Source organism: Micromonospora sp. WMMD1120 (assembly GCF_029626235.1).
Classification (GTDB): Bacteria; Actinomycetota; Actinomycetes; order Mycobacteriales; family Micromonosporaceae; genus Micromonospora.
Window position 1 is genome coordinate 4,858,169 of record NZ_JARUBO010000005.1, and the last position, 26,274, is coordinate 4,884,442.

Annotated in this window: 28 protein-coding genes; 11 read left to right on the forward strand and 17 right to left on the reverse strand. The window is 71.4% G+C overall.

Going from position 1 to position 26,274, the window contains the following annotated elements; genetic code table 11:
- Window positions 1-9 precede the first annotated feature (9 nt).
- Window positions 10-1,248, reverse strand: a complete 1,239-nt coding sequence (gene mycP / locus O7634_RS22275; protein WP_278152061.1) for a type VII secretion-associated serine protease mycosin — start codon at window positions 1,246-1,248, stop codon at window positions 10-12.
- 13 nt (window positions 1,249-1,261) lie between these two features.
- Window positions 1,262-3,679 carry a hypothetical protein gene (locus O7634_RS22280; RefSeq protein ID WP_278152062.1) on the reverse strand — a complete coding sequence of 806 codons (2,418 nt, stop codon included), beginning with the start codon at window positions 3,677-3,679 and terminating at the stop codon, window positions 1,262-1,264.
- A 191-nt stretch (window positions 3,680-3,870) separates the two neighbouring features.
- Between O7634_RS22280 and O7634_RS22285 the strand changes: the two genes are divergently transcribed.
- A complete protein-coding gene (locus O7634_RS22285; RefSeq protein ID WP_278152063.1) occupies window positions 3,871-5,124 on the forward strand; it encodes a hypothetical protein in 1,254 nt (417 codons plus the stop codon).
- A gap of 12 nt (window positions 5,125-5,136) precedes the next feature.
- On the opposite strand, the gene O7634_RS22290 is transcribed toward O7634_RS22285, so the two are convergent.
- Window positions 5,137-5,340 (reverse strand): hypothetical protein, encoded by a 204-nt coding sequence (locus O7634_RS22290; RefSeq protein WP_278152064.1) that lies wholly within the window; start codon window positions 5,338-5,340, stop codon window positions 5,137-5,139.
- Between the two features lie 35 nt (window positions 5,341-5,375).
- Window positions 5,376-6,008: a class I SAM-dependent methyltransferase gene (locus O7634_RS22295; protein WP_278154043.1), complete on the reverse strand. Its 633-nt coding sequence runs from the start codon at window positions 6,006-6,008 to the stop codon at window positions 5,376-5,378.
- Between the two features lie 51 nt (window positions 6,009-6,059).
- Here O7634_RS22295 and O7634_RS22300 point away from each other — a divergent pair, with 51 nt between their 5' ends.
- The 3 genes from O7634_RS22300 (at window position 6,060) to O7634_RS22310 (ending at window position 7,689) form a co-directional block, all read left to right on the forward strand.
- Window positions 6,060-6,275: a hypothetical protein gene (locus O7634_RS22300; protein WP_278152065.1), complete on the forward strand. Its 216-nt coding sequence runs from the start codon at window positions 6,060-6,062 to the stop codon at window positions 6,273-6,275.
- Window positions 6,276-6,484: 209 nt separating this feature from the next.
- The gene (locus O7634_RS22305; protein WP_278152066.1) at window positions 6,485-7,036 is read left to right on the forward strand and encodes a thiamine pyrophosphate-binding protein; all 552 of its coding nucleotides are present in this window, start codon (window positions 6,485-6,487) and stop codon (window positions 7,034-7,036) included.
- Complete coding sequence (locus O7634_RS22310) at window positions 6,985-7,689, forward strand: hypothetical protein (RefSeq protein WP_278152067.1); 705 nt, start codon at window positions 6,985-6,987, stop codon at window positions 7,687-7,689. The genes O7634_RS22305 and O7634_RS22310 overlap by 52 nt, the downstream gene beginning before the upstream one ends.
- Here O7634_RS22310 and O7634_RS22315 read toward each other — a convergent pair.
- The 3 genes from O7634_RS22315 to O7634_RS22325 form a co-directional block, all read right to left on the reverse strand.
- Window positions 7,683-8,168, reverse strand: a complete 486-nt coding sequence (locus O7634_RS22315; RefSeq protein WP_278152068.1) for a GNAT family N-acetyltransferase — start codon at window positions 8,166-8,168, stop codon at window positions 7,683-7,685. The genes O7634_RS22310 and O7634_RS22315 overlap by 7 nt on opposite strands.
- An 89-nt stretch (window positions 8,169-8,257) precedes the next feature.
- Entirely contained in the window at window positions 8,258-8,446 is a 189-nt protein-coding gene (locus tag O7634_RS22320; protein WP_278152069.1) for a DUF397 domain-containing protein, read from the reverse strand.
- On the reverse strand, window positions 8,446-9,297 hold the full coding sequence (locus O7634_RS22325; RefSeq protein ID WP_278152070.1) for a helix-turn-helix transcriptional regulator: 852 nt from the start codon (window positions 9,295-9,297) through the stop codon (window positions 8,446-8,448). The genes O7634_RS22320 and O7634_RS22325 overlap by 1 nt, the downstream gene beginning before the upstream one ends.
- Before the next feature lie 443 nt (window positions 9,298-9,740).
- Here O7634_RS22325 and O7634_RS22330 point away from each other — a divergent pair, with 443 nt between their 5' ends.
- Window positions 9,741-10,007 (forward strand): hypothetical protein, encoded by a 267-nt coding sequence (locus O7634_RS22330; RefSeq protein WP_278152071.1) that lies wholly within the window; start codon window positions 9,741-9,743, stop codon window positions 10,005-10,007.
- Window positions 10,008-10,012: 5 nt separating this feature from the next.
- On the opposite strand, the gene O7634_RS22335 is transcribed toward O7634_RS22330, so the two are convergent.
- Together O7634_RS22335 and O7634_RS22340 are read right to left on the reverse strand one after the other, a co-directional pair.
- Entirely contained in the window at window positions 10,013-10,984 is a 972-nt protein-coding gene (locus O7634_RS22335) for a zinc-binding dehydrogenase (RefSeq protein WP_278152072.1), read from the reverse strand.
- Between the two features lie 76 nt (window positions 10,985-11,060).
- On the reverse strand, window positions 11,061-11,417 hold the full coding sequence (locus O7634_RS22340; RefSeq protein ID WP_278152073.1) for a VOC family protein: 357 nt from the start codon (window positions 11,415-11,417) through the stop codon (window positions 11,061-11,063).
- Between the two features lie 248 nt (window positions 11,418-11,665).
- Here O7634_RS22340 and O7634_RS22345 point away from each other — a divergent pair, with 248 nt between their 5' ends.
- Window positions 11,666-12,466, forward strand: coding sequence for a hypothetical protein (locus O7634_RS22345; protein ID WP_278152074.1), 801 nt, complete (start codon window positions 11,666-11,668; stop codon window positions 12,464-12,466).
- Between the two features lie 21 nt (window positions 12,467-12,487).
- Here the strand turns inward: O7634_RS22345 and O7634_RS22350 are convergent, their stop codons facing one another.
- Entirely contained in the window at window positions 12,488-13,054 is a 567-nt protein-coding gene (locus O7634_RS22350; RefSeq protein ID WP_278152075.1) for a GNAT family N-acetyltransferase, read from the reverse strand.
- A 63-nt stretch (window positions 13,055-13,117) separates the two neighbouring features.
- Window positions 13,118-13,636, reverse strand: a complete 519-nt coding sequence (locus O7634_RS22355; RefSeq protein ID WP_278154044.1) for a phosphoesterase PA-phosphatase — start codon at window positions 13,634-13,636, stop codon at window positions 13,118-13,120.
- 163 nt (window positions 13,637-13,799) lie between these two features.
- On the opposite strand from O7634_RS22355, the gene O7634_RS22360 reads away from it, so the two are divergent.
- The gene (locus O7634_RS22360) at window positions 13,800-14,153 is read left to right on the forward strand and encodes a hypothetical protein (RefSeq protein WP_278152076.1); all 354 of its coding nucleotides are present in this window, start codon (window positions 13,800-13,802) and stop codon (window positions 14,151-14,153) included.
- Complete coding sequence (locus tag O7634_RS22365) at window positions 14,150-16,648, forward strand: hypothetical protein (RefSeq protein WP_278152077.1); 2,499 nt, start codon at window positions 14,150-14,152, stop codon at window positions 16,646-16,648. Before O7634_RS22360 ends, O7634_RS22365 begins: the two co-directional genes overlap by 4 nt.
- 20 nt (window positions 16,649-16,668) lie before the next feature.
- On the opposite strand, the gene O7634_RS22370 is transcribed toward O7634_RS22365, so the two are convergent.
- The 3 genes from O7634_RS22370 to O7634_RS22380 all read right to left on the reverse strand — a co-directional run bounded on the left by O7634_RS22370 (window position 16,669) and on the right by O7634_RS22380 (window position 19,602).
- Window positions 16,669-17,223, reverse strand: a complete 555-nt coding sequence (locus O7634_RS22370; protein WP_278152078.1) for a hypothetical protein — start codon at window positions 17,221-17,223, stop codon at window positions 16,669-16,671.
- A 170-nt stretch (window positions 17,224-17,393) separates the two neighbouring features.
- Entirely contained in the window at window positions 17,394-17,663 is a 270-nt protein-coding gene (locus tag O7634_RS22375; RefSeq protein WP_278152079.1) for a GlsB/YeaQ/YmgE family stress response membrane protein, read from the reverse strand.
- A gap of 91 nt (window positions 17,664-17,754) precedes the next feature.
- Window positions 17,755-19,602 (reverse strand): glycoside hydrolase family 15 protein, encoded by a 1,848-nt coding sequence (locus O7634_RS22380; protein ID WP_278152080.1) that lies wholly within the window; start codon window positions 19,600-19,602, stop codon window positions 17,755-17,757.
- Window positions 19,603-19,824: 222 nt separating this feature from the next.
- Here O7634_RS22380 and O7634_RS22385 point away from each other — a divergent pair, with 222 nt between their 5' ends.
- On the forward strand, window positions 19,825-21,012 hold the full coding sequence (locus O7634_RS22385) for a low temperature requirement protein A (RefSeq protein WP_278152081.1): 1,188 nt from the start codon (window positions 19,825-19,827) through the stop codon (window positions 21,010-21,012).
- A 30-nt stretch (window positions 21,013-21,042) separates the two neighbouring features.
- On the opposite strand, the gene O7634_RS22390 is transcribed toward O7634_RS22385, so the two are convergent.
- From O7634_RS22390 to O7634_RS22400, 3 genes are all read right to left on the reverse strand, one after another.
- Window positions 21,043-21,234 (reverse strand): zinc-binding dehydrogenase, encoded by a 192-nt coding sequence (locus tag O7634_RS22390; protein WP_278152082.1) that lies wholly within the window; start codon window positions 21,232-21,234, stop codon window positions 21,043-21,045.
- Window positions 21,182-21,616 (reverse strand): hypothetical protein, encoded by a 435-nt coding sequence (locus tag O7634_RS22395; protein ID WP_278152083.1) that lies wholly within the window; start codon window positions 21,614-21,616, stop codon window positions 21,182-21,184. The genes O7634_RS22390 and O7634_RS22395 overlap by 53 nt, the downstream gene beginning before the upstream one ends.
- Before the next feature lie 300 nt (window positions 21,617-21,916).
- Complete coding sequence (locus O7634_RS22400) at window positions 21,917-22,957, reverse strand: LacI family DNA-binding transcriptional regulator (RefSeq protein WP_278152084.1); 1,041 nt, start codon at window positions 22,955-22,957, stop codon at window positions 21,917-21,919.
- A gap of 523 nt (window positions 22,958-23,480) precedes the next feature.
- Here O7634_RS22400 and O7634_RS22405 point away from each other — a divergent pair.
- Window positions 23,481-25,190: a cellulose binding domain-containing protein gene (locus tag O7634_RS22405; protein ID WP_278152085.1), complete on the forward strand. Its 1,710-nt coding sequence runs from the start codon at window positions 23,481-23,483 to the stop codon at window positions 25,188-25,190.
- A 298-nt stretch (window positions 25,191-25,488) separates the two neighbouring features.
- The gene (locus O7634_RS22410) at window positions 25,489-26,262 is read left to right on the forward strand and encodes a hypothetical protein (protein WP_278152086.1); all 774 of its coding nucleotides are present in this window, start codon (window positions 25,489-25,491) and stop codon (window positions 26,260-26,262) included.
- Window positions 26,263-26,274: the final 12 nt, after the last annotated feature.

Genomic DNA, 26,274 nt, shown 5'->3' on the forward strand with positions numbered 1-26,274 from the left:
CCGGCCCGGTCACCGTGCCGGCGGGGTGGGCTCCGGCGCGGGAGGGGCGGGGTCCGCGTCGTACGGGCTCACCGTCCGGGCCGGCCGCCAGCGGCGGCGGTGACCGGCCGGGCCGAGGACGGCCAGCACCGCCCCACCCGCCGCGGCCAGCAGCACCAGCGTCACGCCGGCGGCCAGGAACGGCCCCACCTCCACGGTGTCCGCCAGGTCCGGGGCCGCCGCGCGCCGCGCCGCACCCGGCACCGTGCCCGCCCTGCCCTCCTCGGGCAGCACCGTCGCCACCGCGGCCATCGGGTTGACCACGCCCCAACCGAACAGCGCGTCCGGCAGCTCCGCGGCGGGCAGATCGGCGGTCGCCTGGAGTCGGTGCCGGACCTGCGCCGCGCTCAACCCCGGCCGGTAGGCCCGGACCAGCGCGGCGGTCCCGGCAACGAACGGCGTCGCGTAGCTGGTGCCGCTGCCCTGCCAGTGACCGGGACCGCGCGGGCCGATGCTGACCACGTCCTCACCCGGGGCGACCAGGGCGACCGGTGCGCTCTGTGCCGCCGCGTCGGAACGCCGGCCGCCGGTGTTCATCGCCCCGACGGCGACGACACCGGGCAGCGCCGCCGGGTACGTGCGCACGCCGCTCCCCTCGGCGCGGTTGCCGACCGCCGCGACCACCACGACGTCGCGCTGCTCGGCGTAGCGGACCGCCGCCTCCATCGCCGCGCTCCGCACCGTGGTGCCGGCCGAGACGTTGATGACGTCGGCGCCCCGGTCCACCGCGGTACGGATACCCCTCGCGATCGCCTCCGGCGCCCCGTCCGGCCGGTCGGTGATGCGAATCGGCAGGATCCGGACCTTCGGCGCGACCCCCACGAACCCGGTGCCCGTCGCGGGCGCCGCCGCGATGAGGCCCGCCACGAACGTCCCGTGCCCCAGACAGTCGGAGTCGGCGCGCCCGCCCCCGGCGGTCGTCAGGTCGACGCCCGGCAGCACCCGGCGGGAGAGCTGAGGGCTGCGGGCGTCCACCCCGGAGTCGAGGACGGCGACGACGACGCCCGCGCCCTCGGTGAGCGTCCACGCCCGCTCCGGCGTCAGGTGCCGCTGCGGCCACGGGATGTCCGGGTTCGACCCGGTCGGCGCCGGCAGACACTGCCCGGTCCGCAGCGGTGGCGCGACGGGTGCCGCCCACGCCGGGCCGGTGCCGAGCAGGACGGCCGAGAGCCCGGCCGTCGCGGCGGAGAAGAGCCGTCGACTGCCCATCCGAAGTCACCTTTCACGAGGAGGCGTTGGCGGTGAGGTTCCGTTCGACGAAACCCAGTGGTGGCCCGGCGAGGCGGTCGGCGGTGCGCGCGTCCGTGACCATCCGGGGCGCGGCGGCACGTCGCCGGTCCAACGCCCGATCCAGCCGGCGCAGCGCCGCCCGGTCGTCGTCGTCGAGACCGCGACCGCTGCCGGTGTCACCGGGTAGCAGCTCCCGCAACAGGACCGCGGTGGCGGGCAGCGCGCTCCGGTCGGCGCTCGGGTCGTCGCGGATGGCCAGCACCTTGAACCGCGAGCCGGCGAGGAACACCGCCTCGTCCAGATCGCTGCTCTCGGCGAGCACCCCGAGCTGCCGGGCGGTGCGGGACCACACCACGAAGTCCACGTCCGCGTCCTTGACGGCCACGTCCGTGCGGGCGCTGACGCTGCGGAACGCCGGCTCGACGAGCGTCGTACCCTCCGGGTAGAGCCGGCGGGCCGGCACGCCCAGCCGGCCCTGCCCGAGCACCGCGCGGCGGCACGGCGGCAGTCGACGCAGCCCGGACACCAGGCAGGGCAGGTAGCCGGGGGTGCCGGGCGCCTGCCCCGCGCGCACCGCGGCGTTGACCTCGGCGGCCGACGTTTCGCTGTGGCCGAGGAACGCCCGGACCGCCACCAGATCCGACTTCTCCGCCACCGCGATCTCCTGACGCAGCGCGGGCCAGGCGGCGAGGGCGGCGTTCACCGTGGTGATCGAGTCGTGGAATGCGGTCCCCAGGGCCGTGGCCAGCGCGTTCTGCTCCTCCAACGTGCTGGGCCGATCGACAACCGGCACGGCGGACGCCGGGACCCACCGTCGGTCCTCGTCCGACGAGGGCGGCTCGGCGACGTCCGGACCGGAGATGGTGCGCACTGTCGGGATCGGCCCGATCCCGGCCAACCCGAGCGGCGGTGCCGGCTCGCTTACCGAGGGCTCGGCGGCGGCCTCCGGCGCGTCCGCGACGGGCCGTGGCGGCGGCACCGGGTCCGCGACCGTGGCGCTCGGCGCGGGAACGGGTGGCGCGGTCGCCGCAGCAGGTGGCTCGGGTGACTCGGCGGGTGCCGCTTCGGCGACGACGAGCCGCGACGCGGGTGTGTCGGGGGACGCCGGGTCGGCGACGACGAGCGTCGGCACGGGGGCCGTCGCGGGGATCGGCGGGGGAGTGGGCGGCTCCGGGGGGATGGTCGCCTCGACCACCGGGACCGGCGGGCTCGCCGGCCGCGGTGGCAGTGGAAGGGTCAGCGTGACCGACTCCGACCGCGCCCAGGAGGGTCGTGCGCGCTGCGGCGCGGTCTCCGCCGCCGCCGATGCCGTGGTCAGGTCGTCCGGAACCGCCTGTCCCAGCGACCCACCCGCCTGTCGGACCGCCGCCAGCATCGCCGGAGACGTCTCCGACCCCAGTACGAGACGCCCCGCCGCCGGATCGACGAACGCCAGGTCCGGTGAGGCGTACCCACCGTCGCGGCGCAGCAGCACGCCCATCGGCACCACCTCGGCGAGCAGCCCCGGCACCGTGTGATGCCGGTACAGCCGGGCCCCGGTGCGACACCAACCGTCCCTGATCACCGGCACCGTGTCCCAGACCGGCTCGGCCGCAGCGGGCTCGGGCAGCCGCGCGTCGCCGAGCAGTGCGGCCAGCGCGTCGAACCACGCCGGCTCCGGCGCGGCGTCCGACGGGTCCAGCAGCGCCGTCTCCACCCGTACCGGAAAATGGGCCGGCAGGCCGGCGAAGAGCGCCGCCACGTCCGCCGGCGACACCGGCGGACGGCCGGTGTGACGCAGCACGAGCACCGGTCCGCGCGGATCGACGGGCACCTGGTACGCCGGGTCCCCGGTGGCCGCCGGCACCGCGGTGGCGGCGCGCAGCAGCAGGCCGGCGGGCACCGGGTCCGCGACCAGCCGCCCGAGCGTCGTCGGCCGGTCGGGTAGGGCCGGCTCCCACGCCGGGGTTGGGCAGCGGTTGGCGCTGACCGGACATCCGACCCCGCGACGGAACGAGCGCCAACCCCAGGCGCCGGTGCCGCCCGCGGCGTACCAGGTCCCGCCCGGCACCGCGACGACCGGGCCGTCCGGAGCGAGCAGTTCCACGCCGGTACGGGCGGCGAGATCGGAAAGCCACGGAGCGAACGCCTCGTCGGGACGGCCCACCCGGTCAGCGGCCACCCACACCCGCCGGGTCCCGCTGACGTCCGCGGCGCCCTGCACCACCGCCCGCAGCAGCGCGGCGCAGCCCGGCTCGCCCAACGCGCGAGGCGACGGCACGACCAGGACGTCGGGCGGCGCCTCGGCCCGCAGCAGCCGCCACAGGTCCAGCGGCTGATCCAGGGGATGCGAGATGACAGCCGTCGCACCGTGCCGCTCACTGTGCAGTGGTACGCCTCGTCGGCGGCTCCTCAGCCCGATCGCAGTCACGCTCTCTCAACGGGACCGGCACCCCGCCCGGTTCACACGGAAAGGCACCCGGCAAAATCCTCGTCGTCGATGTCCGTCGAAGTGAACGAACGCGCTCCCGTCCACGTTGACAAGACGTGGCTGCTACCGGGAAAGGGTGGGACACGGTGCGGGGCTTCGGGCTACGGACGATCACCGGGACAGACCGCGGCATGCGCGCGGGCGTGGCGGCAGTGGTCGCGCTGGTGCTGGTCGTCGGCCTCGGCTGGGGCTTCGCCTACGCGGACAAGGACGATGTCGTTGGCCGCGCGCTTTCCGGGGAGCAGCTCACCGCGCTCTACCGCGCGGGTCATGCCTGCCCCGCCCTGACCTCCGCCCGACTCGCCGGTCAGCTCATGGCCGAATCCGAACTGGACCCGGCGGCGGCACGCACCAGATCGGGTGGCCGGGGCATCGCCGGGCTCACCGACGAGCAGTGGCGGCAGTGGGCGCCGTGGCCCGGCGCGCAGCGTGAGGACACCGCCGCGAGTGTGCTCGCGCTGGCGCACCTGATGTGCAACCTCGTCGGCCAGGTCCGCGCGAGCGGCATCGACGGCGACGGCTGGCGGCTGGCGCTGGCGGCGTTCCTGTCGGGTGTCGCCACAGTGCGCGAGGCCGGCAAGGTGCCCGGCAAGGCCACCGACTACGTCGGTCAGGCCGGCAAGTACGCGGCCTACTACGAGAGCCTGCCGCAGTTCGCGTCGCCCGGGTCGACCACGTTCACGCCGGCCGGCTCGGTGCCGGAGGCGGTGCCGCTCCCCGACGAGTTGGTCGGCGCGGTGGTCGCGGCGGGGAGCCGGTGTCCGGAGGTGAGCCCGGCGGCGATCGCCGGACAGCTGATGGCCCTGTCCGGCTTCAACGCGGAGCAGCGGGGCACGTCCGGGCAGTTGGGCATCGCGGGCTTCTCCGACGACCTGTGGCAGGAGAACGCCCCGAAGGGCGCCTCGGTGTGGGACCCGCAGCAGGCGGTGCCGGCGATGGGGAATGCGCTGTGCCGCCTGGTCCGTGAGCTCACCGCGCTCCCGGGGGACCCCTACCTGCTGGCGGCGGCTGCCTGGCAGTCGGGTGTCGACACGGTACGCCGGGCCGGCGGCGTGCCGGACGTGATGACCCGGGCCTACCTGGAGGCCGCCGCCGCGTACACCGAGTACTACCGACTCGACACCCGGCTGGCCCCTCCGTCGGTCCCGTCACCGTCGCCGTCGTCGGTCTCCGCGACACCGTCCGTGCGCCCGTCGGCTCCGGCGAAGGGCACGCCGGCCACCACCCGAGGCGCCACCAAGCCGGCCCCACCGCCGGCCACGACCGCGAAGGCTCCCGCGACGACGTCGGCGCCAACGTCCGCGACCACGGCTCCGAACACCGGCTACGGCCCCCGCGGCCCGGGCGGCGGTAGCTACCCGTGTCGACGCCGCTGCCGGTGGTGAGTGTCTCGGGCCTCAGCTGCTGCCGGTTCCAGCTCCGCGCTTTCGCCTGGCCTCGCGCTGGCCGCGTCTCGCGTAGTCGGGGAGGAACACGCCCACAGCTACCACCACGGCCACAAACAGTGCCGACCAGTACGAACGATCGGTCATCAGCGAGTAGACAAGAGGGACGACCAAGACCAGCAGCACGATGACTGCAACCTTGGCTACTTTGGACATCGGTGCCCTCCGGAAGCAGTCCGATCGGCTGGTGGTCAGTAGGCGCGTTGCGCCACGAGGACGTACTCCCGCCCGGGGCGATCCGGGGCTTCCCGAACGTCGAGGGTGGTGAAGCCGTTCGCCGCAAGCGTCTCCTCGATCTCTGCGCGGCTGCGAAACCTGAGTGTGGAGTCGGAGGACAGCTCCAGGCCATCCGAGGCGAAAACGTAGGTGTGCCGGAAGAACACGTACGGCAACGCCACACGGGTGACATCCAGACGCCGTTCGACCCTGCCGAGCCCAGGAATGTCACGGATGACGGGGCTTTCCCCGGACCACTCCTTCCAGGCGCGGTACTCCGGGCGTCTCGTCTCGAATACCAGGTGGCCGCGCTCGCGAAGCGCCTCCCGGATGCCGTTCAGCGTCGCGTCCCAGTCGTCGCCGAGGAACACCTGAGCGACGTTGCCGGTCATCATCGCGACGTCGGCTGACAGCGCCGGCAGGGTCGTGGCGTCGCCGTGCAACCACTCGACCAGTGCGGCGCCGGGTTTCGACACCGCCACGTCGAGAGACGCCTCGGCGGGATCGACAGCTGTCACCTGTCGCCCGCTCCCCGCCAGCAGGATGGGCAGGGAGCCGGTGCCGCAGCCGACGTCGAGGACGTGCTGGGCGTCGAACTCCTCGGCGATCCGGAGTGCGCCCGCTGGCTGGCCGAGGAGTCGCCGATCTAGGGCGTCGGTGTGGAGACGGTTGGCACCGACGCGGGGGCGGCCCACTCGTTCGACCCGCCGTTCCCGTGCCACTCGTTCCTGCTCGGCCAGGACAAGTACGGCCTGACCCAGCTCCGCAACCTGGCGCAGCTGCCGACGACCGGCGCGGTGGTGATCGCCGGGCCGCTGCCGATCGTCTCCGGGTCAGGCAGCCCGTGCCGGGTCCTCGCGCTCGTTGAACGGTAGGGCCGGGCCACCGATGCGGGTAGCCGAGGTGGTCGGGCGGGTGCTCCACGCGCACGGCGCACGGTGCGTCTTCGGAGTCGTCGGCAGCGGCAACTTCCATGTCACGAACGCGCTCGTGGCGGCCGGCGCCCGCTTCGTGGCGGCTGCCCACGAGGGCGGCGCGGCGAGCATGGCGGACGGCTACGCCCCGCACCTCCGGGTCGGTGGGCGTGCTCTCCGTACACCAGGGTCCGGGTGTCACCAACGCGCTGACCGGCCTCACCGAGGCCGCGAAGAGCCGTACCCCGATGGTGGTCCTGGCCCCGGAGGCGACCGCGCCGCGATCCAACTTCTTCCTCGACCTCCCGGCGCTGGCCGCCGCGATCGGCGCCGACTTGCATCGGGTACGCGCGGAGCACGCCGCCGAGGATGCCAGCGCCGCGTATCGGGCCGCCGCCCGGGGCGCGACGGTGGTGCTCGCCCTCCCGTTGGAGGTGCAGAGCGCTATGGCCAACCCATGGTCCGGCCCGATCTCCGCGGTCGCGCCGGCTTCGTCCACCGTCCCGCAGGTCGAGCCGTTGCTGGCGGCGTTCCGGGCCGCCCGTCGAGCGGTCTTCATCGCGGGCCGGGGCGCTCGGGCCGCCCGGGACCCGCTGACCCGGCTCGCCGACGCGTGCGGCGCGCTGCTCGCGGTCTCGGCGGCGGCGAAGGGACTGTTCGCCGGCAACCCGTGGAACCTCGACGTTACCGGCGCTTCGCCACCCCGCTCGCCGCCGAGCTGATCGGCGCGGCGGACCTCGTCGTCGCGTGGGGCAGCACGCTGAACATGTGGACCACCCGGCACGGCGAACTGATTTCGCCCTCCGCCGTTGTCGCCCAGGTGGACAACGATCCGGCCGCGTTCGGGGTGAACCGCCCGGTCGACCTGGCGGTGGCCGGCGAGGTGACGGCGGTCGCCGAGGCGGTGCTCGGTCGGCTGGACGCCGCCGCGACCGGCGATTGGCGTACGCCGGAGCTGGCCCGACGGATTCGCGAGCACGGCCGCTGGCGGTCGGTCCCGTGCTCCGACGAGGGTGTGCCGCCTCGCGACGACGCCCCGGCGACGATCGACCCGCGGACGCTTTCGGCCGCCCTGGACGACCTGCTGCCGCCCGAGCGGACGGTGGCGGTCGACTCCGGGAACTTCATGGGTTACCCGTCGATGTGGCTCGACGTGCCGGACGTTGCCGGGTTCTGCTTCACCCAGGCGTTCCAGTCGGTCGGGCTCGGCCTGGCCAGCGCGCTCGGCGCGGCGGTCGCCCGTCCGGACCGTCGACGACTCGAACCGGTGCGCGGCTGGCTCGCCGGCCCGCGTACCCGACCGTTGGTGATCGACGCGAAGGTCTCCGGCGCGCGCGGCTCGTGGTGGCTGGAGGAGGCGTTCCGCGGTCATTGAACAGAGGCCGGGGTCCAGGCGAACCGGATGGCTGGCGCCTTCTCCTCGTTGCCGGACCCGTCATCAGTCTCGAGTCTGGTGAAGCCGTGACGGAGGTAGAACCTCTGCGCCGCGACGTTCGTCGCGAACGTCCAAAGCTGAAGTCCCTCCGGTCGACGCGACTTGGCAAGCGCGACGAGCTGCGAACCCAGCCCGCGACCGGTGACGGATGGTTCGACGTAGAGCTGGTCGAGCCAGTCGTCGTGGAGGACCAGCACCGCCAACACAGCGCCGTCGCGCCTCTCCGCCAGCCATACCTCACGCTGGGGGATGACGACCGCCCTCAACCAGTCGCGCACCTCGGCATCCGAGTGGACCGCCGGGGGAATCGCGGCGGCGCGACGTGACCGGATGAGGACGTCCGCGACCGCCGGGGCGTCGTCGGGCCCGGCGCGACGAGGAGTTGCCGCTGCCAGTTGCCGATCGTCTGAGGGATCCATGGCGCTGATGCTCCTCGTCTCCACCGCGGCACGGACACTTTCGGTAGCTGGGTGCGGTCGTTGAGGGTCACCACACCCGGCACCGCCGTTCAGGCGTTGAATTCGCCAGCCTTCATGCCCTGTACGAAGTCGACCCACCGGTCGGCGTCGAAGGACAGCATCGCTCCCTCCCGGTCCTTGGAGTCTCTGACCAGGACGACCTGGGACGGTCTGGCAACCTCGACGCAGTTGCCGCCCCCGTTGCTGCGCGTGCTCTTCTTCCACTTGAGCGTGGTCATCACTGTTCCTCTGCGATCGTTGCTATGAGTTTGCGGGACTGCGCCTGGGTGAGCGCTGGCGACTCCATGGCGGCCCACGCCTCCCCGTACGCTGCGACCTCACCTGGTTTGTCGAGGTACAAGGCCCCGGTGAGACTGTCGGAGTAGACGATTGAGGGCTCAGTTCCTCCTTCGAAGTCAAGGATCGTGAACGTGCCGCTGGTCATGTTGCCTTTGTGTAGGCCCACGGCGAGCGGGATCACCCGCAGCGAGACGTTTGGCTGCCGACTGACCGTGACCAGGCGCTGTAATTGCTCCACGTCTACGCCGCGCCGCAGGACGGCCTCGTCGAGCAGCACGTCAAACTGCGGCGCACGTGGGGTGAGACGGGTCAGAAGACCTTGTCGACCGAGGCGTACGGCTACCCCACGCTGTCTCTCCTCGTGGGTCATGTCGGGGCGGGCTACCTCGTAGACGCGGGTGGCGTACGCCTCGGTCTGCAACAGACCGGGGACAAGTTGGACCTCATAGGTTCGGAGGCGGGCGGCAGCGGCTTCCAGCCCCACGTACAACTCGAACCATTCAGGGATGGCGTCACCATAGGAGTGCCACCAGCCGCGGCCCTTCGTCTCCTTGGCGAGACCCATCAGAGCCACGGTCAATTCTGGTGACGCCCGGTAAACCTTGCACATCGCTTCCACGTCGAGCGACCGCATCGAGGTGGCACCAGTCTCGATGCGCCAGATCTTCGGGGTGGACCACTCCAGAGAGTCGGCTGCCGCCTTGACCGTCATGCGTGCTTCCTCGCGAAGTTGCCGCAGGTATCGCCCGAGCTGACGCCTCGGAACTGTTGATCCGGTGTCTGTCGTCACTGGCTACTTCCTCTCCGTGACTACATACCGGGCGAAACCTGCGCTCGGTATGTAACACCTGTCGGCCACTCTTAGCAACGGAGTGGGTCAATGTGAAATCTACTATATCGTTTCATCCAAAATGTAATATTGCATCTGTCGCCGCGTGAGTAAACGATGACGTTGGGTGTGGCGATCGAGTGGCCGTGCGTGGACCAGTCGCCACCTCCCATCTCCGAGGGAGGACAGATGGGCAGGCGCATCTCTTACAACCAGTACCTCACGGCAGTAGCCACAACCCTGGCCCGCAGGCACAAGCCGGTGTGGTCGTGGATCAAGTGGCGCAACGTCTGTAGGTGCGGGAACGAGCTGCCGTGCCGCACCAGACACAAGGTCCCGATCAACCGTGGTCACTGGCCAGGTGAGAGCCGGTGACCAGGCACGGACCGGTCGCCGTGGCCTCCATGACCGCACTCCGTCCGGGAGACGTCGTGCTGGTCGGGTCGGCCTGCTCGGTGCAGTTCGGGGGGGACCGGGAGCTGAGGCTGCGCGTGGTGTCAGTCGGCGAGGTCGACCCGTACACCGGCTGGCTGTGGATCACGGGCTACGTGCTCGACGCGCGGGGATTGGCCAAGGCCAAGCGCGAGCTGTACGTGCTCAGGGCCGGGCTGCGCGTTCAACGGCGAACCGCCCCGGCGGTCGACGTCCGAGGCGGTCCGGTGCGGGTCTGACGGCATCAGATCAGCAGCAGGGTCTTGCCCACGGCGGTGCGGTTCTCGATTGCGGCGTGCGCGTCGGCGGCACGTTCCAGCGGGAAGGTCTGTCCGATGACCGGCCGAACGAGTCCCACCGCAGCGTGCGACATCATCCGCTCCGCCCACCGCACCATGTGTGGCCTGAAGCTGAAGAGCTGTTCGATGCCGATCACCGTCACCCCTCTCCGATGCGCCTCCGCCGGGTCGATGAGCGTGGGCTCACCGCTGGAGGCGCCGTGCACCGAGAACCGGCCGCCTCGGGCGGTCACCGCGAACGCGGCACGCCCGATCTCGCCACCGACACCGTCGAACACCACGTCCGGTCCCGGGCCACCCGTCGCCTCGCGTACGTGGTCGGCCCATCCCGGTTCGGAGTAGTCGACGGTCACGTCGGCACCGAGCTTCCTGGCCACATCGAGCTTCCGGCTTCCGCGCGCCGCCCCGACGACCCGCGCGCCCGCCGCTTTGGCGAGCTGCACCAGCAGGCTGCCGACCCCACCCGCCGCCGCTTCCACCAGAACCCAGTCGCCAGGTCCGATCGTGACGCGCTCGGCCAGCCCCTGCGCGGTGCTGCCGTCGCCGTAGAGGGCGATGGCCTCCGGCAGGCCGAGACCGTCCGGCACCGGGAAGAGCTCTCCGACCTGGGCCGCCGCCCGCTCGGCGAAGCCGCCGGTCTGTCCCGTGCGGGCCAGGACCTGCCGCTCCAGCCAGGCCGGATCCACGTCCGGGCCGACCGCGCTCACGGTCCCGGCCACCAGGCCGCCCGGCACGTACGGCAGCTGCGGCCGTTCATGCCATCGGGCGGTACCCCGCCGGATCTGCGTCTCGACGAACGTCATGCCCGCCACGGCCACCTCGACCACGACCTGACCCGGACCAGCCACCGGGTCCGGTGCCTCGCCCGGGACCAGCACTTCAGGACCCCCGAACCGGATCGCCTGGACGACTCGCATGCCACCTGCCTCCAACCGTTCGCCGACGCGAACTCCGGAAGCGTGCAACCTCAAGTCCGCTCGAAGTCAACCAGCGTCAGCGGTAGTACTGGACCAGGCAGAACTCGTGGCCCTCCGGGTCGGCCATGACGACTACCACGCCCTCGTCGTAGTCGTGTCGCTCACCGGTGGACCTGCCACCGAGGCCGACCACCATTGCCACAGCCTCGTCGATGTCGTCGACGGTGACGTCCAGGTGAATGCGTACCTTGTGCGCGCTGGGCTCCGACACCGGCTGGAACACCAGGCGCGGCTGCGGATCACCGCGTTCACCGAGGTAGACCCAGCCGTCCTGCGACGGCCCCGACTCGCGACCGAGCAGAGCGCTCCAGAATCGCGCCACCCGAACGGGGTCGAGGCAGTCGATCGTCACTCCGGACCAGACGTTCACCACGCGCCGATCCTGGCAGAGTCTGATGCCGCCGTGGACCGACCTGGCGCGCCGCACGGCATCTCGCGCGTTCGCCAGGTATTGGAGAATGCGGTCCGCGTCGTACCCGGTCGCGGCGGACAGTCGCTCGACGTTCTCATCCGCAGGCTCCCACCGCCCAAACCGGTTGTTCGCTCGGTAGCCCGCTGGTTACCGTGCCTCCCGTGGCGATGGAGGGAATACCTCGCACCGACAACCGGTAAGGAGAATCTGTGGCGAGGAGCAGGCCGCCGTTCCGGATGAAGGCGATGCTCAGCCTGGAACGCGGCACCGCGACCGCCGCCGACACCGTGCGTCGCCACGCTCCACTCGCTGACGAGATCGGCGCCGACGGGATCGACGTCGATGACGACCGCGCAGACCTGCTGCTGTCGGGCTACCGGGTGGCCGGGAGCGAGGAAAGCGCGATGCACTCCCTGGCGGAGCGGCTGCTGCACCGCTTCGGCTGGCGCGAGCAGGACTTCACCTACGCGCGAAACGTCCGCTACGCGGAGACCGGCGTACCCCCGCCCGGTCCGCCGGCCACCCGGCTGGTCATCGACCGGGCCGACCAGGACCTGGGCATCGAGGGTACGACCCACGGGGCCGGCCGCACTCCCGACCGCACCCTGCACATCGGGCCGGCCCAGGCCGACGTCGTCGCGCGGCTCTTCGTCACCCTCCCGGCGAGCACGATCGTCGGGACGGTGGAGGCGCTGGGGCCGTGGCTGACCCGCATCGAGCCCGCCGCGGTCAGCGTGGACCCGGGCCGCGCGGCCCTGCTGTTCCTCGCCCGTGCCGACCTGGCGACCGAGGCGGAGCGGCTCGGCCTGGGGCCGGTGAAGATCGGCCGGATCGAGGCGGACGCCGACCACGTCATCGACACCGCCACGGCCGCCGACGGCACCAGCCTCTGGCTTCGCCGGGGCACCGACCCGGTTTCCCGGTACTGGCCCGGCATCATCGAGATCCGAGAGATGGTCATTCGCGACGTCGACCCGGACGGGCTCGGTGGCAGTGCCACGGCCAGTTAGACGACTGTCACACGGTTTGGCCTACCTCGATGGCGTCGTCTCTCGACGCCACTGCGCGGCGAGCAGGGCGTAGGTGTAGCCGTCGACCCAGCCCAGCTCGGCGTGCCAGGAGTCGCCGACGCCGTGCTGCTCACGACGCATGCCGACCTTCTCGAGGATCCGCACCGAGGCGAGGTTGTCGGCGAAGCAGCCGGCGGTGATCCTGCGGATGTCCAACCTGTCGAACCCGTGCGCGACCATCGCGGTGACCGCCTCGGTCGCGTAGCCGTGGCCGCCGTAGGCCGGATCGAAGATGTAGCCGAGTTCGGCCTCCGTCCGCGCTGGCATGCCGGGCTGCCCCATGCCGTCGACGACGTCGAGCGAGACGGTTCCGATCACCACGCCGTCGAGCGTGACCGCGACGCTGTGGTCGTTGGGGTCCTCCGCCGCACGCTGCCACGCTGCCCGAAAGGACGCGGGCTCCACCGTCGTGCGCAGGAGCCAGCGGGTGACCTCGGGCAGGTTGCGGTACTCGAGGATGCGGTCGACGTCCTCGCTACGTACCGGACGAAGTTCGAGGCGTGCGGTACGAAGGGTGGTGTTCTCCATGGGGCGGCACGGTAGTGGACGCGCCACGGCGAGACGCCCGATTATCGGACCGGGTCAGAGGTCTCAGCGAAGCAGCAGGAACGTCGGCGCCGCGACAGCGAGCCCGACGGCGGCACCGGCGACGACCTGACCGGTGGTGTGCTCGCGTAACTGGACGCGGGACCAGCCGACCGCGGCCACCACAGGGATGAGTATCAGCAGCACCACTCCGTGGACGATGACCAGGATCGCCGCCGATCCGGCGGCGACGGCGGCGTGGATGCTGAGCTTCCAGAGCAGGTTGATCACGGTCACGGCGACGCCTACGCCGAACATCACGACGACCACCGCAACCACCGTACGGGGGGCGTCCAGACCGACAAGGACGGCCAAGCCGACCAGAACGGAGAGGAGTCCGTACGCGAGAGGTTTCGCCCGCTGCCTGCGCTCGCGGATGTGGTGGTCGGTCAGGCGCCCTCTCCGGACCTGGTACCAGATGAGGCTGTTGGGGATGACGGAGCAGAACAGTGTCGCCAGCAGAGCCCAGCCCAGGTCGCCGTGCGCCAACGGTCGGGTGGTGTCGATGGTGGCCGCGACCGGCATGAGGGCAGCCAGGAGCGCTGGCGCGAACACTTCCGTCACGACCCGGGCTGCCGTGCGGGACGCGTCACTGGTGGGAGAGTCGACAGTGTTCAGCACACACGGCATTCTGCACGTCTCGCCAGTCATCAGCCCCACCACTTGACGGGCACGTCACGATGACCGTATGAGATCCCGCCGTCACCTCGTGTTGTTGATCACCGGGCTGCTGGTCGCGGTGCTGGCTACGACCTTCGTCGTTCTGCGGTGGGACTCGGCCGACAGGATCGCGACCGGTGTGTCCGCGTTGGCGGGGCTCGCCGGTGTCGGAGTGGCCCTGTGGGCGGCGCTCCCGGGGGCGCGGCCCGGGCTCCGTGCCCGCGACACCGGGGCGGCCCGGGCACGAGGCGCAGGTTACGCCACCTCCGGCATCGATGCCCCTGCCGACGACGCCACGGCGATGGAGGTCTCCGGCACCGGGGATTCCACCGCCGAGGACGGTGGGCAGGCGGTCAGCGGGATCGTCCGTCGCCGCCGATGAGACGCGATCCGGCCGCCGGGCCGACTCCGGGCGGGTACTTCCTGCGTAACACCGGCGACGCCTGGGCTGCCGCCCCGGGCAGCGTGGCCATATCCGGGTTCGTCGACGGCGACATCACCGTCGGGCTGCCGCGGTATCGACTGACCACGGTGGACGACACGGCGCCCCGTCCGGTGGAGACACTGCGCCTCGCCGAGCTGCTCGACGCGCGGCACCGGGTTGTCGAGTTCTTCGGCCGCGACGACGAGCGGCGGGCGCTGCTGGAGTGGCTGACCGTCGAGGACGACCGGCCCGACCGCGCGGTGCGGCTGATCCACGCGCCGGGCGGTCAGGGCAAGACGCGCCTCGCCGACCAGTTCGCGGAGACGGCCCGGCAGGCCGGCTGGGAGGTGGTGCGGGCGCACCGTGATCCGGGTGGCCCGGACCGCCTCGCCGCCCGCGACTCCCACCAGGCCGCCGCCGGGCTCCTGGTGCTCGTCGACTACGGCGACTGGTGGCCGGCCGGCGACCTCCAGGCGCTGTTCACCGATCCCCGACTCCACCGCGACGGCCCGGTGCGGGTGCTGGTGCTGGCCCGGGCGGTCGGGTACTGGTGGCAGGAGTTGCGGCACTGGCTGCCGGCCACTCTCAGGGTGTCGGTCAGCGAGTGCGAGCTGGCCCCGCTGGCGCCCGACGTCCCCGCCAGGGAACGCCTCTTCGACGTCGCCGCGGCCCGCTTCGCCGCGCTCGTCTCGGGTGCCCGCATCGACGCGGTGCGCGCTCCGGACCTGGCCGATCCGGCGTACGGATCGGCGCTGAGTCTCCAGTTGGCCGCGTTGGTCGCGGTGGCGGTCAGTCACGATCGGGACCTGCCGCTGCCGTCCACGGTGGTGGAGATGTACGGGTACCTGCTGGACCGGGAGGTCGGGCACTGGCGGCAGTTGCGGGCGGGCGGGGCGGTCACGAGCTCAGTGGAGCAGCTCGATCGAGCGGTTCTCATCGCGGCGCTCACCGGTGCGGTCCCGTACCCCGTGGGGCAGGCGGTCCTGGATCGAGCCGGTGTGGGCGGCGGTCCGGACGTCGTCGCTCAGCTTCTGGCCGACCACTCGACCTGCTATCCGCCCCGAGACGCGGGCTGGGTGCTGGAGCCGTTGCAGCCCGACCGCTTCGCGGAGGCGTACCTGGCGTTGGCGATCCCTGGTCATGGTCGGTCGTCGTACGTGCCGAAGCCGTGGGCGGTCGCGCTCGTGCGTGCGATGCTGCGCGGGCCGGTCGCATCCGCGGAGGAGGCGCGGATGCGGGCAGCCGCCCTCACGATGCTCGTCGAGGTGGCGTCGAGCTGGCGGCACGTGGCCGCCGCGGTGGTGCTGCCGGCCCTGCGTGACGATCCGGCGCTCGCCACCGCTGCCGGCGGGTCGGTGCTCGCGCGGATCATCGACCTGCCGGACGTGGACGTCGGGCTGTTGGCGCGGATCGAGCCGTTCCTGCCGCCCCGGCGGCACGTCGACTTCGACGTCGTGGCGCGCGAGGTGGTCGCCCGCGTCGTAGCGGCCCGCCTCGCCGCTGATCCGGGCCCGGCCGAGCGGGCCCGGCTGCACATCGCGTACGGGCGGCGGCTGGCCCAGGCGGGGGAGCGCGAGGCGGCGCTGGAGCAGGCCGATCTGGCGGTCGCGGCGGGAGAGGCGGCGGCCGCCGCCACCGCCTCGGCGGACACGACCGAGCTGCTCGCCCTCGCCCTGCACCTGCGGGCGCACCGGCTGGCCGCGGTGAACCGTTACCCGGAGGCGTTGGAGAGCGCGCAACGGGCGGTGGAGCTGCTCACCCCGCTCGCCGACGGGCCGGGCGAGCAGGGCGGGTCGATGCGATGGGCGCTGGCAGAGGCGTTGAACAGTCTCGCTCTCCGGTTGTCGAATCTCGAGCGGCACGAGATCGCCGAGCGGGCGGGTCGACGGGCTGTCGAGTTGTTCACCGCTGGTCGCCGGAGCGTGCGCAGTGAGCAGGGTCTGGCCGGGGCGCTGACCAACCTGGCGGTGATCGAGGCGCACCTGGGCCGGGGCGTGGACGCGCTGATGACGGTCCGCCGAGCGGAGCGGATCTGGCGTCGGCTCAGCGCCGACGCGCCGGCGGTCCACCTGCCCGAGTTGGCGCTCACCCTGAACACGGTCGGCCTGCGGCACGCCGAGCTGGGGCAGCCCGGCGCGGCGGCGACGGCAGCCGACGAGTCGGTGGAGATCTTCCGCGACCTGGTTCGGGCCAACGCTGTGGCCTTCGAGCTCGACCTGGCAGCCGTGCTGGCGAACCTCAGTGGCTACCTGTGGCAGTTGGGCCGTCGGACCGAGGCGTTGCAGCACAACGCGGAGGCCGAGGAGATCTTCGGCCGCTGGGGTGGGGCGCACCCGGCGGCGTTCTCCCTGCACCTGAGCCACCTGCGGGAGAACATCGCGGCGATGCGCGCCGAGCAGTCCCCTGTCGACCTGCGCCGGTGGGAGTTGGGCGCGCAGTCGTTCAACAGTTGACGGCCGGTCGCACCTGGCGATCAGCTCAACGTGTGGGTCACGTCGTCGACGTCGAAGGTCGTGACGCCATTCCCGGCCGCCTCGCTGCCGAGGAAGCTGACCGTCGCGGTGCGCTCGGTCGTCGCCGTCCCGGTCGACATGCTGTATTCCCGCCACTGCGACCCGCCGTCGAAGGCCAGCGAGAACCGGGTCTTCGGGGGTATGCCGGTGACCGCCAGGCCGACGTTCAGGTAGTCGCCGCGGGTGGTCTCGGTGGTGGTCGTCCGAACCCAGAAGCGGACCGTCAGGTCGCAGTTGGCCGGCACGGTGACGGTGGTGCGCAGCAGGTCGCTGCGCGTGACGTCCAGCCCCGCGAAGGTGGCGTACGCGCGGCCGGTGTGCGCGGGCCGGGTCGCGTCGCCCAGCACGACGATACGGGGTCCGGCGGTCCAGCCGGTGGTGCCACGTTCGAACCCCGGGTTCGGGTGGACCTGCCCGGCGCAGGGCGCGTCGGCCGCTGGCCGGCCGTAGGACGCGCTGCCGGTGGCCAGGAGCAGCAGGGCCGCAGCCGAGGCGGCGGTCACGAGGGCCTTCATCGGTTCTCCCGGGTCAATCCATTCGAGTCTGTCGATTCATCTCGACCTTGCGTGATGGACGTCGACCCGTCAAGCCCTTCCCGATGTCGACACCGATCGCCCCCGTGGGAGGGGCCCGGACAGCGCCGCGCGGGCCGGTCCGGGAGGACGGGCCCGCGCGGCGGAGGTGATCAGTGGGTACGGCGGCCGTAGGTGCGGTCGAGGATCGCGACGCCGGCCACCGCGAAGGCGAGTTGCAGGGCCAGCTCGATCCAGTCGACGCCGGCGGTGTCGTCCACGCCGAGGGCGCCGGCGAGCAGCGTGCCGAGGATCGCGGCGACGATGCCGACGGCGACCGTCACCAGGAACGACAGGTTCTGCTTGCCGGGCAGGATGAGTCGTCCCACCACACCGATGATCAGGCCGATGATGATCGCGCTGAAGAAGCCAGCGATTTCCATGGTTATGTCCTCCCGCCGAGTTGTCGTCGGGCTGATCACTGCCCGGGTCGGCCCGCCGCTAAACGACGCGGCGCCGGTCGGGCACCAGACGCTAGCGGCGGCGGCGGGCGTCGGCCTCGGCGTCGAGCAGGTCGTTGAGCGTCAGCGCCGAGTTGATCAGTGAGAGGTGGCTGAACGCCTGGGGGTAGTTGCCGATCTGCTCGCCGGTCGCGGCGATCTCCTCGGCGTAGAGGCCGAGGTGGTTGCTGAACGTGAACATCTTCTCGAGGGTGAGCCGGGCGTCGTCCAGGCGGCCGGAGCGGGCCAGCGCCTCGACGTACCAGAAGGTGCACATGTTGAAGGTGCCCTCGTGGCCGGGGAGCCCGTCGGGGGAGTGCACCGGGTCGTAGCGGTGCACCAGGCTGTCGGAGACCAGTTCCCGCTCGATCGCGGCCAACGTGGAGAGCCACAGCGGGTCGCTCGGCGTGACGAAACCGACCGACGGCATGGCGAGCAGCGCGGCGTCCAGCACGCTCTCGTCGTACGCCTGCACGAAGGAGCCGCGGCCCCTGTCGTATCCGCGCTCCATGACCTGGCTGTAGATGAGGTTGCGCTGCTGGGTCCAGCAGGTGATGTCCCCGGGCCGGCCGGTCCGGGTGGCCAGCCGGATCGCCCGGTCCAGCGCGACCCAGGACATCACCCGCCCGAAGGTGTAGTTCCGGGGGTGGTGGCGGCTTTCCCAGATGCCGGCGTCGGCCCGGTCCCAGTGGCGGCAGAGCCAGTCGACGAGCCGGACGGTGCTCTTCCACACCTGGTGCGAGACGCGGATGCCCTGCTCGTCGGCGAGATGCATGGCGTACAGCGCCTCGCCGTGGATGTCGAGTTGGAGTTGGTCGGCGGCCCCGTTGCCGATCCGCACCGGCCGCGAGCCCCGGTAGCCCTCCAGATGATCGAGCACCTCCTCGTGCAGGTCGGACGAGCCGTCCACCCGATACATGATCTTCAGTGGGTCCTGGAGGTCACCGGCCTCGCGGATCCGCTCGTCCAGCCAGTCCATGTACCGGCTGACCTCCTCGGTGAAACCGAGGCCGAGCAGGGCGTGCACCGAGAACGAGGTGTCCCGCACCCACGTGTAGCGGTAGTCCCAGTTACGCGTGCCGCCGACCAGCTCGGGCAGCGCGGCGGTGGGCGCGGCGATCATCGCGCCGGTCGGCGCGTACGTCATGAGTTTGAGCGTGATGGCGGACCGCTCGACCATTTCCCGCCAGCGACCGGTGTAGCGCGAGCGCTCCACCCACCGCCGCCAGTAGTCCCGGGTCCACTCGAACATGCCCTGGACCTCTTCCGGGGGGACGACCCGCGGCTCGCTACCGCCCGTCTCCAGGACCACCCCGCCGGTGTCACCCTGGTTGAGGGTGCCGTACGCGACGAGATCGCCGCCCTCCAGGTGGACGTCGCCCTGTTCGGCGATCAACCGGCGCACCGGGTCGACCGGGTTGAACGTCAGCGTCGCCGACCGGCCGCGGAAGACGAATCCGGAGCGGTGGGTCTCCACCTGGTGCGGCTCGCGGGCGTAGTCGAACCGGGGTCGGCACTCCACCCGGAAACGCATGCTGCCCCGGACCATGTTGACGATGCGGACCAGGCGGTGCACGTCGGTGGCCCGCTCGCCGGTGACGGGCATGAAGTCCATCACCTCGGCCACGCCGTCGGCGCTGATGAAGCGGGTGATCAGGATGGGTGTGCCGGGCAGGTAGAGCTGCTTGGTCACGTACTCCACGTCGCAGGGCGCGATCCGGAAATAGCCGCCCTTCTCCTTGTCTAGCAGCGCGGCGAAGATGCTTGGCGAGTCGAAGCGCGGCGCGCAGAACCAGTCGACGGTCCCGTCGCAGGTCACCAGCGCGGCGGTCTGCAGGTCGCCGATGAGCCCGTGATCCTCGATCGCCGGATAGCTGTCCACGTCTCTCCCCGGTTCGGCGGCGTCCTGCGCATCGAACCTAGGGGGAGAATGTTCGGATCAGGTGCGATTCACGTTCTGCCACCCTGTCGCGTGGCTCGCTGTCGCACCGCCGCCCGAGCAGGTCCGCCACCGTCGCCCCGTAACGGCCTCGACGGGAGGCGGGGCGTGGTATCAATGCCCGGGGACGGAACATAGCAGGCGGAATCGGGCGGCCGTATGTCAATGAGGGCGGAGGCCGTACTCCGTAAGCCGGGGCAGCCGGAGCGGCCGAGCCTGCTGGAGCTCTTCTTCGACCTGGTCTTCGTCTTCGCGCTGAACCGGGTCTCCCACCGGTTGGTGGAGGACCTCACCGACCGACGGACGGTCGTCGCCGAGGCCGGCGAGACGCTGGTGCTGTTGCTGGCCTTCCTCCTGGTCTGGTTCGTCACGGCGTGGGTCACCGACATCTACGACGCGTCGGCGCCGCAGCTTCAGGCGCTGGTCTACGTGGCCATGCTCGGCGCGATGACGATGGCTGTCGCCGTGCCCCGGGCGTTCGGCGACAGCAGCCTGGTGTTCGCCGGCGCGTACGTCGCGGTCCACCTCATTCGTGGTTGCATCATCGTGCCGTCGTTGCGCGGTCACCCGGCACAGCGCCGCGCGGCCGGGGTGCTGCTCTGGTTCTCGCTGTCCGCCGTGCCGTGGATCGTCGGCGCGATCCTGCCGGACCCGGCGCGCGGGCTGCTGTGGGGCATCGCCGTCGCCATCGACGGGACGGCGCTGGTGCTCTTCTACCCCGCCCCGTGGACCCTCGCCACCCCGCAGCAGTGGCCGGTCTCCGCGGAGTACATCTCCGAGCGCTACCGACAGTTCTTCATCATCGGCCTCGGCGAGCTCATCCTGACGACCGGTTCGGCCTACAGCGACACCTCGTTTCGAGGGAGTGGCGCCGTCGCCGCCTTCGCCGTCGCGTTCGCCACCACGGTGCTGCTGTTCCGCGTCTACGTCTACAAGGCGGGCCAACTGTTGCCGCAGGCGCTCGCGGCCGCCCGCGAACCGTCCCGCCTCATCCGGGAGGTGTTCATCGCGCACGTCCTCATGATCACGGGCATCGTCGCGGTCGCCGTCGGCTACGAGATCGTGATCACGCACCCGTTCGGGCACACCGAGCCGGACTGGATCGTCGCCATTTTCGGCGGGCCGATCCTGTTCCTGGCCGGGCGTGCCCTGATGGAGCACGCGGTGTTCGCCCGGGTCTCCCGTTCCCGGCTGATCGGCGCGCTCGTGCTCGCCGGGATCTCGCCCGCCATGATCTTCGTGCCGCCGCTGACCGTCGCCGTCGCCGCCGTGGCTGTTCTGGCCGGTATCGCCACCGCCGACGTGCTGCGCGCCAGAGGCAAACCCCCCGAGCGGCCGTCAGTGCCCCACTGAGTACGGCAGAGGCCGGCAACGCGGCTGGACTCAGGGCACGAGGATCACCTTGCCCGCCACCGTACGGGACTCGGCGAGCGCCAGCGCCGACGCGGCCTCGGCCAGTGGGATGCGCGCGGCGATCTGCGGGTCGAGCACGCCGTCGGCGAGCAGCCGGACGGTATTCCTCTCAGCGGTTGTCGTTGGGTCCGAGCGCCCCGCGGCGCCAGGTGTGCCAGCCACGGCAGAGCAGGTAGGCGGCGATGGTCATCAGCGAGACGAACCCGTCGGCGATCACTGTGAGTTTCGCGTGCGGAACATCGATGATGAACGCCGCCTGGATGGTGACCGCGATCTTGTGGAGCAGCAGGAGTTCCCACATGCCGCGCTGCTTGCGGGGCGCGACCGCCAGCAGGGCCCACATCCCGGCGAAGACCAGGTAGGCGCAGGTCCGCCAGTACTCCGTCAGGATCAGGTCGTCGGAGAGGTCACCGAGGCGGGTGACGCCCTCGACGAACGGCACCAGGGTGGTGGCTGCCGTGATCGCCATCAGGATGCGCCCGGTCAGGTCCTGCCAGCGGGGCGGTGCCGTAGCGGCGGTGGCGACGTCGGTCTGGGTGATCATGAAGCTTCCCCGTCTGCTCGATCACGTCGAATTGGTGGACAGCTAGACCATCCGTCAGCGGGGCTCGGCACCGCGTCGGTGAAAATTGCGTAGTTGCGCGCGCGGGAACAGGGGGCCCGAGTCGGCAGCGCAGGTCTTGAACAGTGCGATTCCGGGCGTCTGCCGCCGGACGTCCTGGACGCGCTGGACGTGCTCAGCACGGCGGGTCACAGCCGGGCGATGCTGCTGATCCGGCAGGTCCTCGACGGGGCGCGCTGGACCGAGCACCCCGCGCTCGCCCTGGTGTCGGCGGTTTCGGGCTCAGCGGATGGCGGGCGGCGCGGTGCTGCCGCGCACCACGAGGGTGGTGCCGAGTTCGTACCGTTCCTGGGTCAGGCGCCCGCCGTCGGCCAGGGCCAGGGCGAGCCGGGCGGCTGTCGCGCCGATCTCGCCGAAGGGTTGGCGCACCGTGGTCAGCGGCGGCGACAGCCATGCGGCCTGGTCGATGTCGTCGAAGCCGACGACGCTGAGGTCCTCCGGAATGCGCAGGCCGCGCTCCCGCGCCGCCGCGTAGACGCCCAGCGCCTGGAGGTCGTTTCCGCAGACGACGGCGGTCGGCGGCGCGTCTCGGGCGAGCAACTCCCTGCCGAGCTCGTGGCCACCGTCGAAGCTGAAGACGCCGCGCCGTTCGAGGGTCTCGTCGAGCGGGACGTCGGCATGGTCCAGCGCGGCGCGGAAGCCGTCCAGTCGCGCCCGTGCGGACAGGTCGTCGCCGGGGCCGGTGATCACGCCGATCCGCCGGTGGCCGAGGTCGAGAAGGTGCCGGGTGGCGGCGAGAGCGCCACTCCAGTTGTTGGCCCCGACCGCGGGCGTGGGGGACAGGTCCCCGCTGGGATCGATGGCGACCAACGGTATGCCGGCCGCCGCGAACCGCTTGCCGTGCTCGGCGGTGACCAGGGCGAACGCCGTGATGACGGCGGTCGGTTGACGCAGCAGCAACGACTCCACCCACGGCTGGCCGGCCAGTACGCGTCGTCGGATGTCGGTGAAGCCGACGGTGTGGTCGCGTACGCCGGCGATCTCCTGCACACCTCGTAGGATCTCCATGGCGATCGAGGGCAGCATCTGGTGGAAGACCACCTCGACGCAGCGGGTCGCGCCGCCGGTGCGTTGTCGACGGTAGCCGTGGTCGCGCAGCAGCGCCTCCACCCGTTGCCGGGTCTGCTCGCCCACGCCGCTGCGACCGTTGAGGACCTTGGAGACCGTCGGCGGGGAGACACCGGCGAGTTCAGCGATCGTGGCGATGGGCAGGTCACCGCGCCAAGGCTTGCGGGAGTGGCGCCCCTGACCCTGCTCGATCACGCGAGAAATTCTACGGGTGAGCGGTGGCTCGCTCAGCGGATCGGTGCACCGCACCCCTGCGGCGGCCGGGGCGCAGGAAATGTTCACGACAACATTTCGTGCCCGCGACCCTGCTGGTGCCCTCTGGTCTCCGCTGTGCCTGCGGTGGGCCCAGCCGGGGCGAGACGGGGAACGATACTTTCGCGAAACTTCGTCGTGGCGTCTTGACGGGCAGAGGGCTATCCACGAAGGTCGATGTGGGTAGGTCGGCGCGTCGTACGGGAGCACGGGCGTCGGCACGACACCGATGACCTTGGCGCTGGGTGCGACGGGCCGCACGTGTGAGCGCTAACGGTGAACCGGCGGTTGATCCGATCAGGGCGTCGGGTCAACCGCGGTGATCCCTCCACCAGACGCGGCTGTCCGCTTCTCCGAAAGTCCTCTTCGGTGCGTTCACGGCCCCGGGCCGTACCGCCGACGCCACGTGCCCCGCATCTGCGCCCGGCTGTCGATCCGGGCGGCCCGACACCCCAGGAGAATGTCGATGAGAAGACCGAGAAAGACCACAATGGCCCTGACGTCGGTGGGAGCCGTCCTGCTGGCTTCGGCGGCGGTGGCCACGGCCGTGCCGGCCGGCGCCGCCGCGGCCGGCTGTTCGGTGGATTACGCGGTGTCGTCGCAGTGGCAGGGCGGCTTCGGGGCCAACGTCACCATCACCAATCTCGGCGACGCGATCTCGGGCTGGACGCTCACCTGGTCCTACGGCGCCGGACAGACGGTGACCCAGGCCTGGAACGCGACGGTGACCCAGAGCGGCGCGGCGGTCACCGCGAAGAATGTCAGTTACAACGGGGGCATCGCCACCAACGGCACCGCGTCGTTCGGCTTCAACGGATCGTGGACCAGCAGCAACCCCGCCCCGACCAGCTTCGCGTTGAACGGGGTGACCTGCACCGGCGACACCGACCCCACCACTCCGCCGACCGATCCGCCGCCGACCGACCCGACCACCCCGCCGCCGAGCGGGCCGGCGGACATCACCGTGAACAGCGCCACCCGGTATCAGACCGTCGACGGGTTCGGGGCGGCACAGTCGATCTGGGGAAGCGCCTGGTCGACCGCTGAGACGCAGACGCTCGTCGGGATGGGCGCCAACCAGTTGGGCCTGTCCATCGTGCGCACCGGTCTCTCGCCGGTGTCCAGCGAGTGGGCGACGCACGTCAACTCGTTGAAGACCGCGAAGGCGTCCGGGTCGAACGTGAAGATCCTCGCGTCGCCGTGGACCGCTCCCGCGGCGTGGAAGACGAACAACAGCAGGGTCAACGGCGGGAAGCTGAGGACCGACTACTACGACGACTACGCCAACCACCTGAACAGCTACGTCCAGTACATGCGGGGCCAGGGAGTGACCATCGACGTCACCTCCGTGCAGAACGAACCGGACTGGCACCCGGACTACGACTCGATGGACTGGAGCGGCACCGAGCTGCGCAACTTCGTCCGGGACCAGGGCGCACGGGTGCAGAACACCAGGCTGATGGTCGCCGAGGCGGTGAACCTGAACTACAACTTCACCGACCCCACGCTGAACGACACCACCGCCCGCAACAACATCGGCTACATCGGCGGCCACCTGTACGGCACCGAGGACGCCGGCCGACTGCGGCCGTACAACCTCGCCGCGCAGTACAACAAGCCGGTGTGGATGACCGAGTGGAACCTGCACGCCGCCGACGGTGGCGGCTCCAACATCTGGGGCAACCCCGCCAACACGGCGGTCTGGAACGAGACGCTCGACGACATCATGCGTACGGTGCACAGGTCGATGGAGGCCAACTGGAGCGCCTACATCTGGTGGTACGGCAAGCGCTACTACTCGTTCATCGGCGACGGCGAGTCCGCGTACGGCACGGTGGCGGGAGCGCCGCTCAAGCGGGGGTACGCGTTCTCCCAGTACGCCAAGTACGTCCGCCCCGGCTACCAGCGCGTCGCCCTGACCAAGAGTTCCAAGGCGTCGCCGCTGGAGGTCACCGCCTACCAGGGCGGCGGCAAGGTCACCCTGGTCATCCTCAACCGCTCGAACAGCGCGGTGAACAACGCCGTGGTTCAGGCCCCGCAGAACGTGACGGCGGCCGAGCACTACCTGACCTCGCTGAACGCCAACGCGGCCAGCCAGCCGACCAGCGTCAACGGCGGTCAGGCCACCATCAACGTCCCGGCGCGCAGCATCTCCACACTCGTGTTCACCCTCTGAGCCAGCCCCGCCGGCCGGCGGGTGCGATCACCGGTCGTACCCGCCGGCCCGGCGGCCCGGACCCGCCGGCAGCGGCTCCTGTCGATGTTGCCCGGTGGTCGCGGGTGTGCTGGAATGGCGGGCATCGCCGCAGCGCGGGGGCAACCGCGCTGGCAACGGCCAGCACGGGAGCAGCGCAGTGCCGGCGACGCGCCGCATCGTCGGGCGCGCGCCGCATCGTCGGGCCCGCCGCACGACGACGGGCAGGTGTCCGCCGTACGTGCCCCGACCACACCTTCCCGCGTTCTGGAGGATCACCATGCGCCGTCTTGTCGCGGTGTGCGCCGCCGCCCTGATCATCGGTACCACTGCCGGCAGCGTCCCGGCCGGAGCGTCGGGTGCCGCCCCGCGCTCGTGCACCAGTGGCCTGCTCTTCTGCGAAGACTTCGAACGTCTGCCGGTCGGCGGCGCCAGCACGTTGGACTGGGGCATCGACACCCGCAACGGCACCCTCACCGTGCAGCGCGCCCACCGCGGCAACAAGGTGTTGCACGTCCGGACCGTCGACAACGGTCGCGCCTTCCTGCGCGTCGACGACTTCGCGGCCCCGGGCAACCGTTTCTACGGTCGGATGCGACTGCGCGTCGACGCCTTCCCCACCGCCCCGGACTGGGCGCACTTCACGCTGGTGGAGGCGACCGGCACCGGCAGCTCCGAGGTCGTCCGCCCGGTCGGCGGCCAGTACGCGCCCACGGTCCCGGGGATCTTCTGGGGGGTGGGCGCCGACGGCGGACCGACCGGTGACTGGACCAACTGGCGGGAGTCCGCCCCGGTCACGGAGGACACCTGGCAGTGCGTCGAGTGGAAACTCGACCCGACCGACAACCGGGTCGCGGTGTGGTTCGACGGTGTGGCCAACCCGGAGCTGACCGCCTCCACGACCGAGCACGGCGGCAACGACGTGCCGTTCGTCCTGCCGGCCGTCAACACGGTGAAGATCGGCTGGCAGCTCTACCAGGGCGGGACGACCCCGGGCCAGTTCGACCTCTGGATCGACGACATCGCCCTCTCCACCAAGCGACTCGGCTGCTGACGCCGGTCACCA

Excerpts from the sequence above, each read along its gene's own strand:
- mycP (WP_278152061.1), bottom strand. The coding sequence starts at position 1,248 with ATGGGCAGTCGACGGCTCTTCTCCGCCGCGACGGCCGGGCTCTCGGCC.
- O7634_RS22410 (WP_278152086.1), top strand. The coding sequence starts at position 25,489 with ATGCGCCGTCTTGTCGCGGTGTGCGCCGCCGCCCTGATCATCGGTACC.
- O7634_RS22365 (WP_278152077.1), top strand. The coding sequence starts at position 14,150 with ATGAGACGCGATCCGGCCGCCGGGCCGACTCCGGGCGGGTACTTCCTG.
- O7634_RS22350 (WP_278152075.1), bottom strand. The coding sequence starts at position 13,054 with ATGGAGAACACCACCCTTCGTACCGCACGCCTCGAACTTCGTCCGGTA.
- O7634_RS22335 (WP_278152072.1), bottom strand. The coding sequence starts at position 10,984 with ATGCGAGTCGTCCAGGCGATCCGGTTCGGGGGTCCTGAAGTGCTGGTC.
- O7634_RS22330 (WP_278152071.1), top strand. The coding sequence starts at position 9,741 with ATGACCGCACTCCGTCCGGGAGACGTCGTGCTGGTCGGGTCGGCCTGC.
- O7634_RS22385 (WP_278152081.1), top strand. The coding sequence starts at position 19,825 with ATGAGGGCGGAGGCCGTACTCCGTAAGCCGGGGCAGCCGGAGCGGCCG.
- O7634_RS22320 (WP_278152069.1), bottom strand. The coding sequence starts at position 8,446 with ATGACCACGCTCAAGTGGAAGAAGAGCACGCGCAGCAACGGGGGCGGC.
- O7634_RS22370 (WP_278152078.1), bottom strand. The coding sequence starts at position 17,223 with ATGAAGGCCCTCGTGACCGCCGCCTCGGCTGCGGCCCTGCTGCTCCTG.
- O7634_RS22315 (WP_278152068.1), bottom strand. The coding sequence starts at position 8,168 with ATGGATCCCTCAGACGATCGGCAACTGGCAGCGGCAACTCCTCGTCGC.
- O7634_RS22290 (WP_278152064.1), bottom strand. The coding sequence starts at position 5,340 with ATGTCCAAAGTAGCCAAGGTTGCAGTCATCGTGCTGCTGGTCTTGGTC.
- O7634_RS22355 (WP_278154044.1), bottom strand. The coding sequence starts at position 13,636 with ATGCCGGTCGCGGCCACCATCGACACCACCCGACCGTTGGCGCACGGC.
- O7634_RS22360 (WP_278152076.1), top strand. The coding sequence starts at position 13,800 with ATGAGATCCCGCCGTCACCTCGTGTTGTTGATCACCGGGCTGCTGGTC.
- O7634_RS22405 (WP_278152085.1), top strand. The coding sequence starts at position 23,481 with ATGAGAAGACCGAGAAAGACCACAATGGCCCTGACGTCGGTGGGAGCC.
- O7634_RS22395 (WP_278152083.1), bottom strand. The coding sequence starts at position 21,616 with ATGATCACCCAGACCGACGTCGCCACCGCCGCTACGGCACCGCCCCGC.
- O7634_RS22285 (WP_278152063.1), top strand. The coding sequence starts at position 3,871 with ATGCGCGCGGGCGTGGCGGCAGTGGTCGCGCTGGTGCTGGTCGTCGGC.
- O7634_RS22375 (WP_278152079.1), bottom strand. The coding sequence starts at position 17,663 with ATGGAAATCGCTGGCTTCTTCAGCGCGATCATCATCGGCCTGATCATC.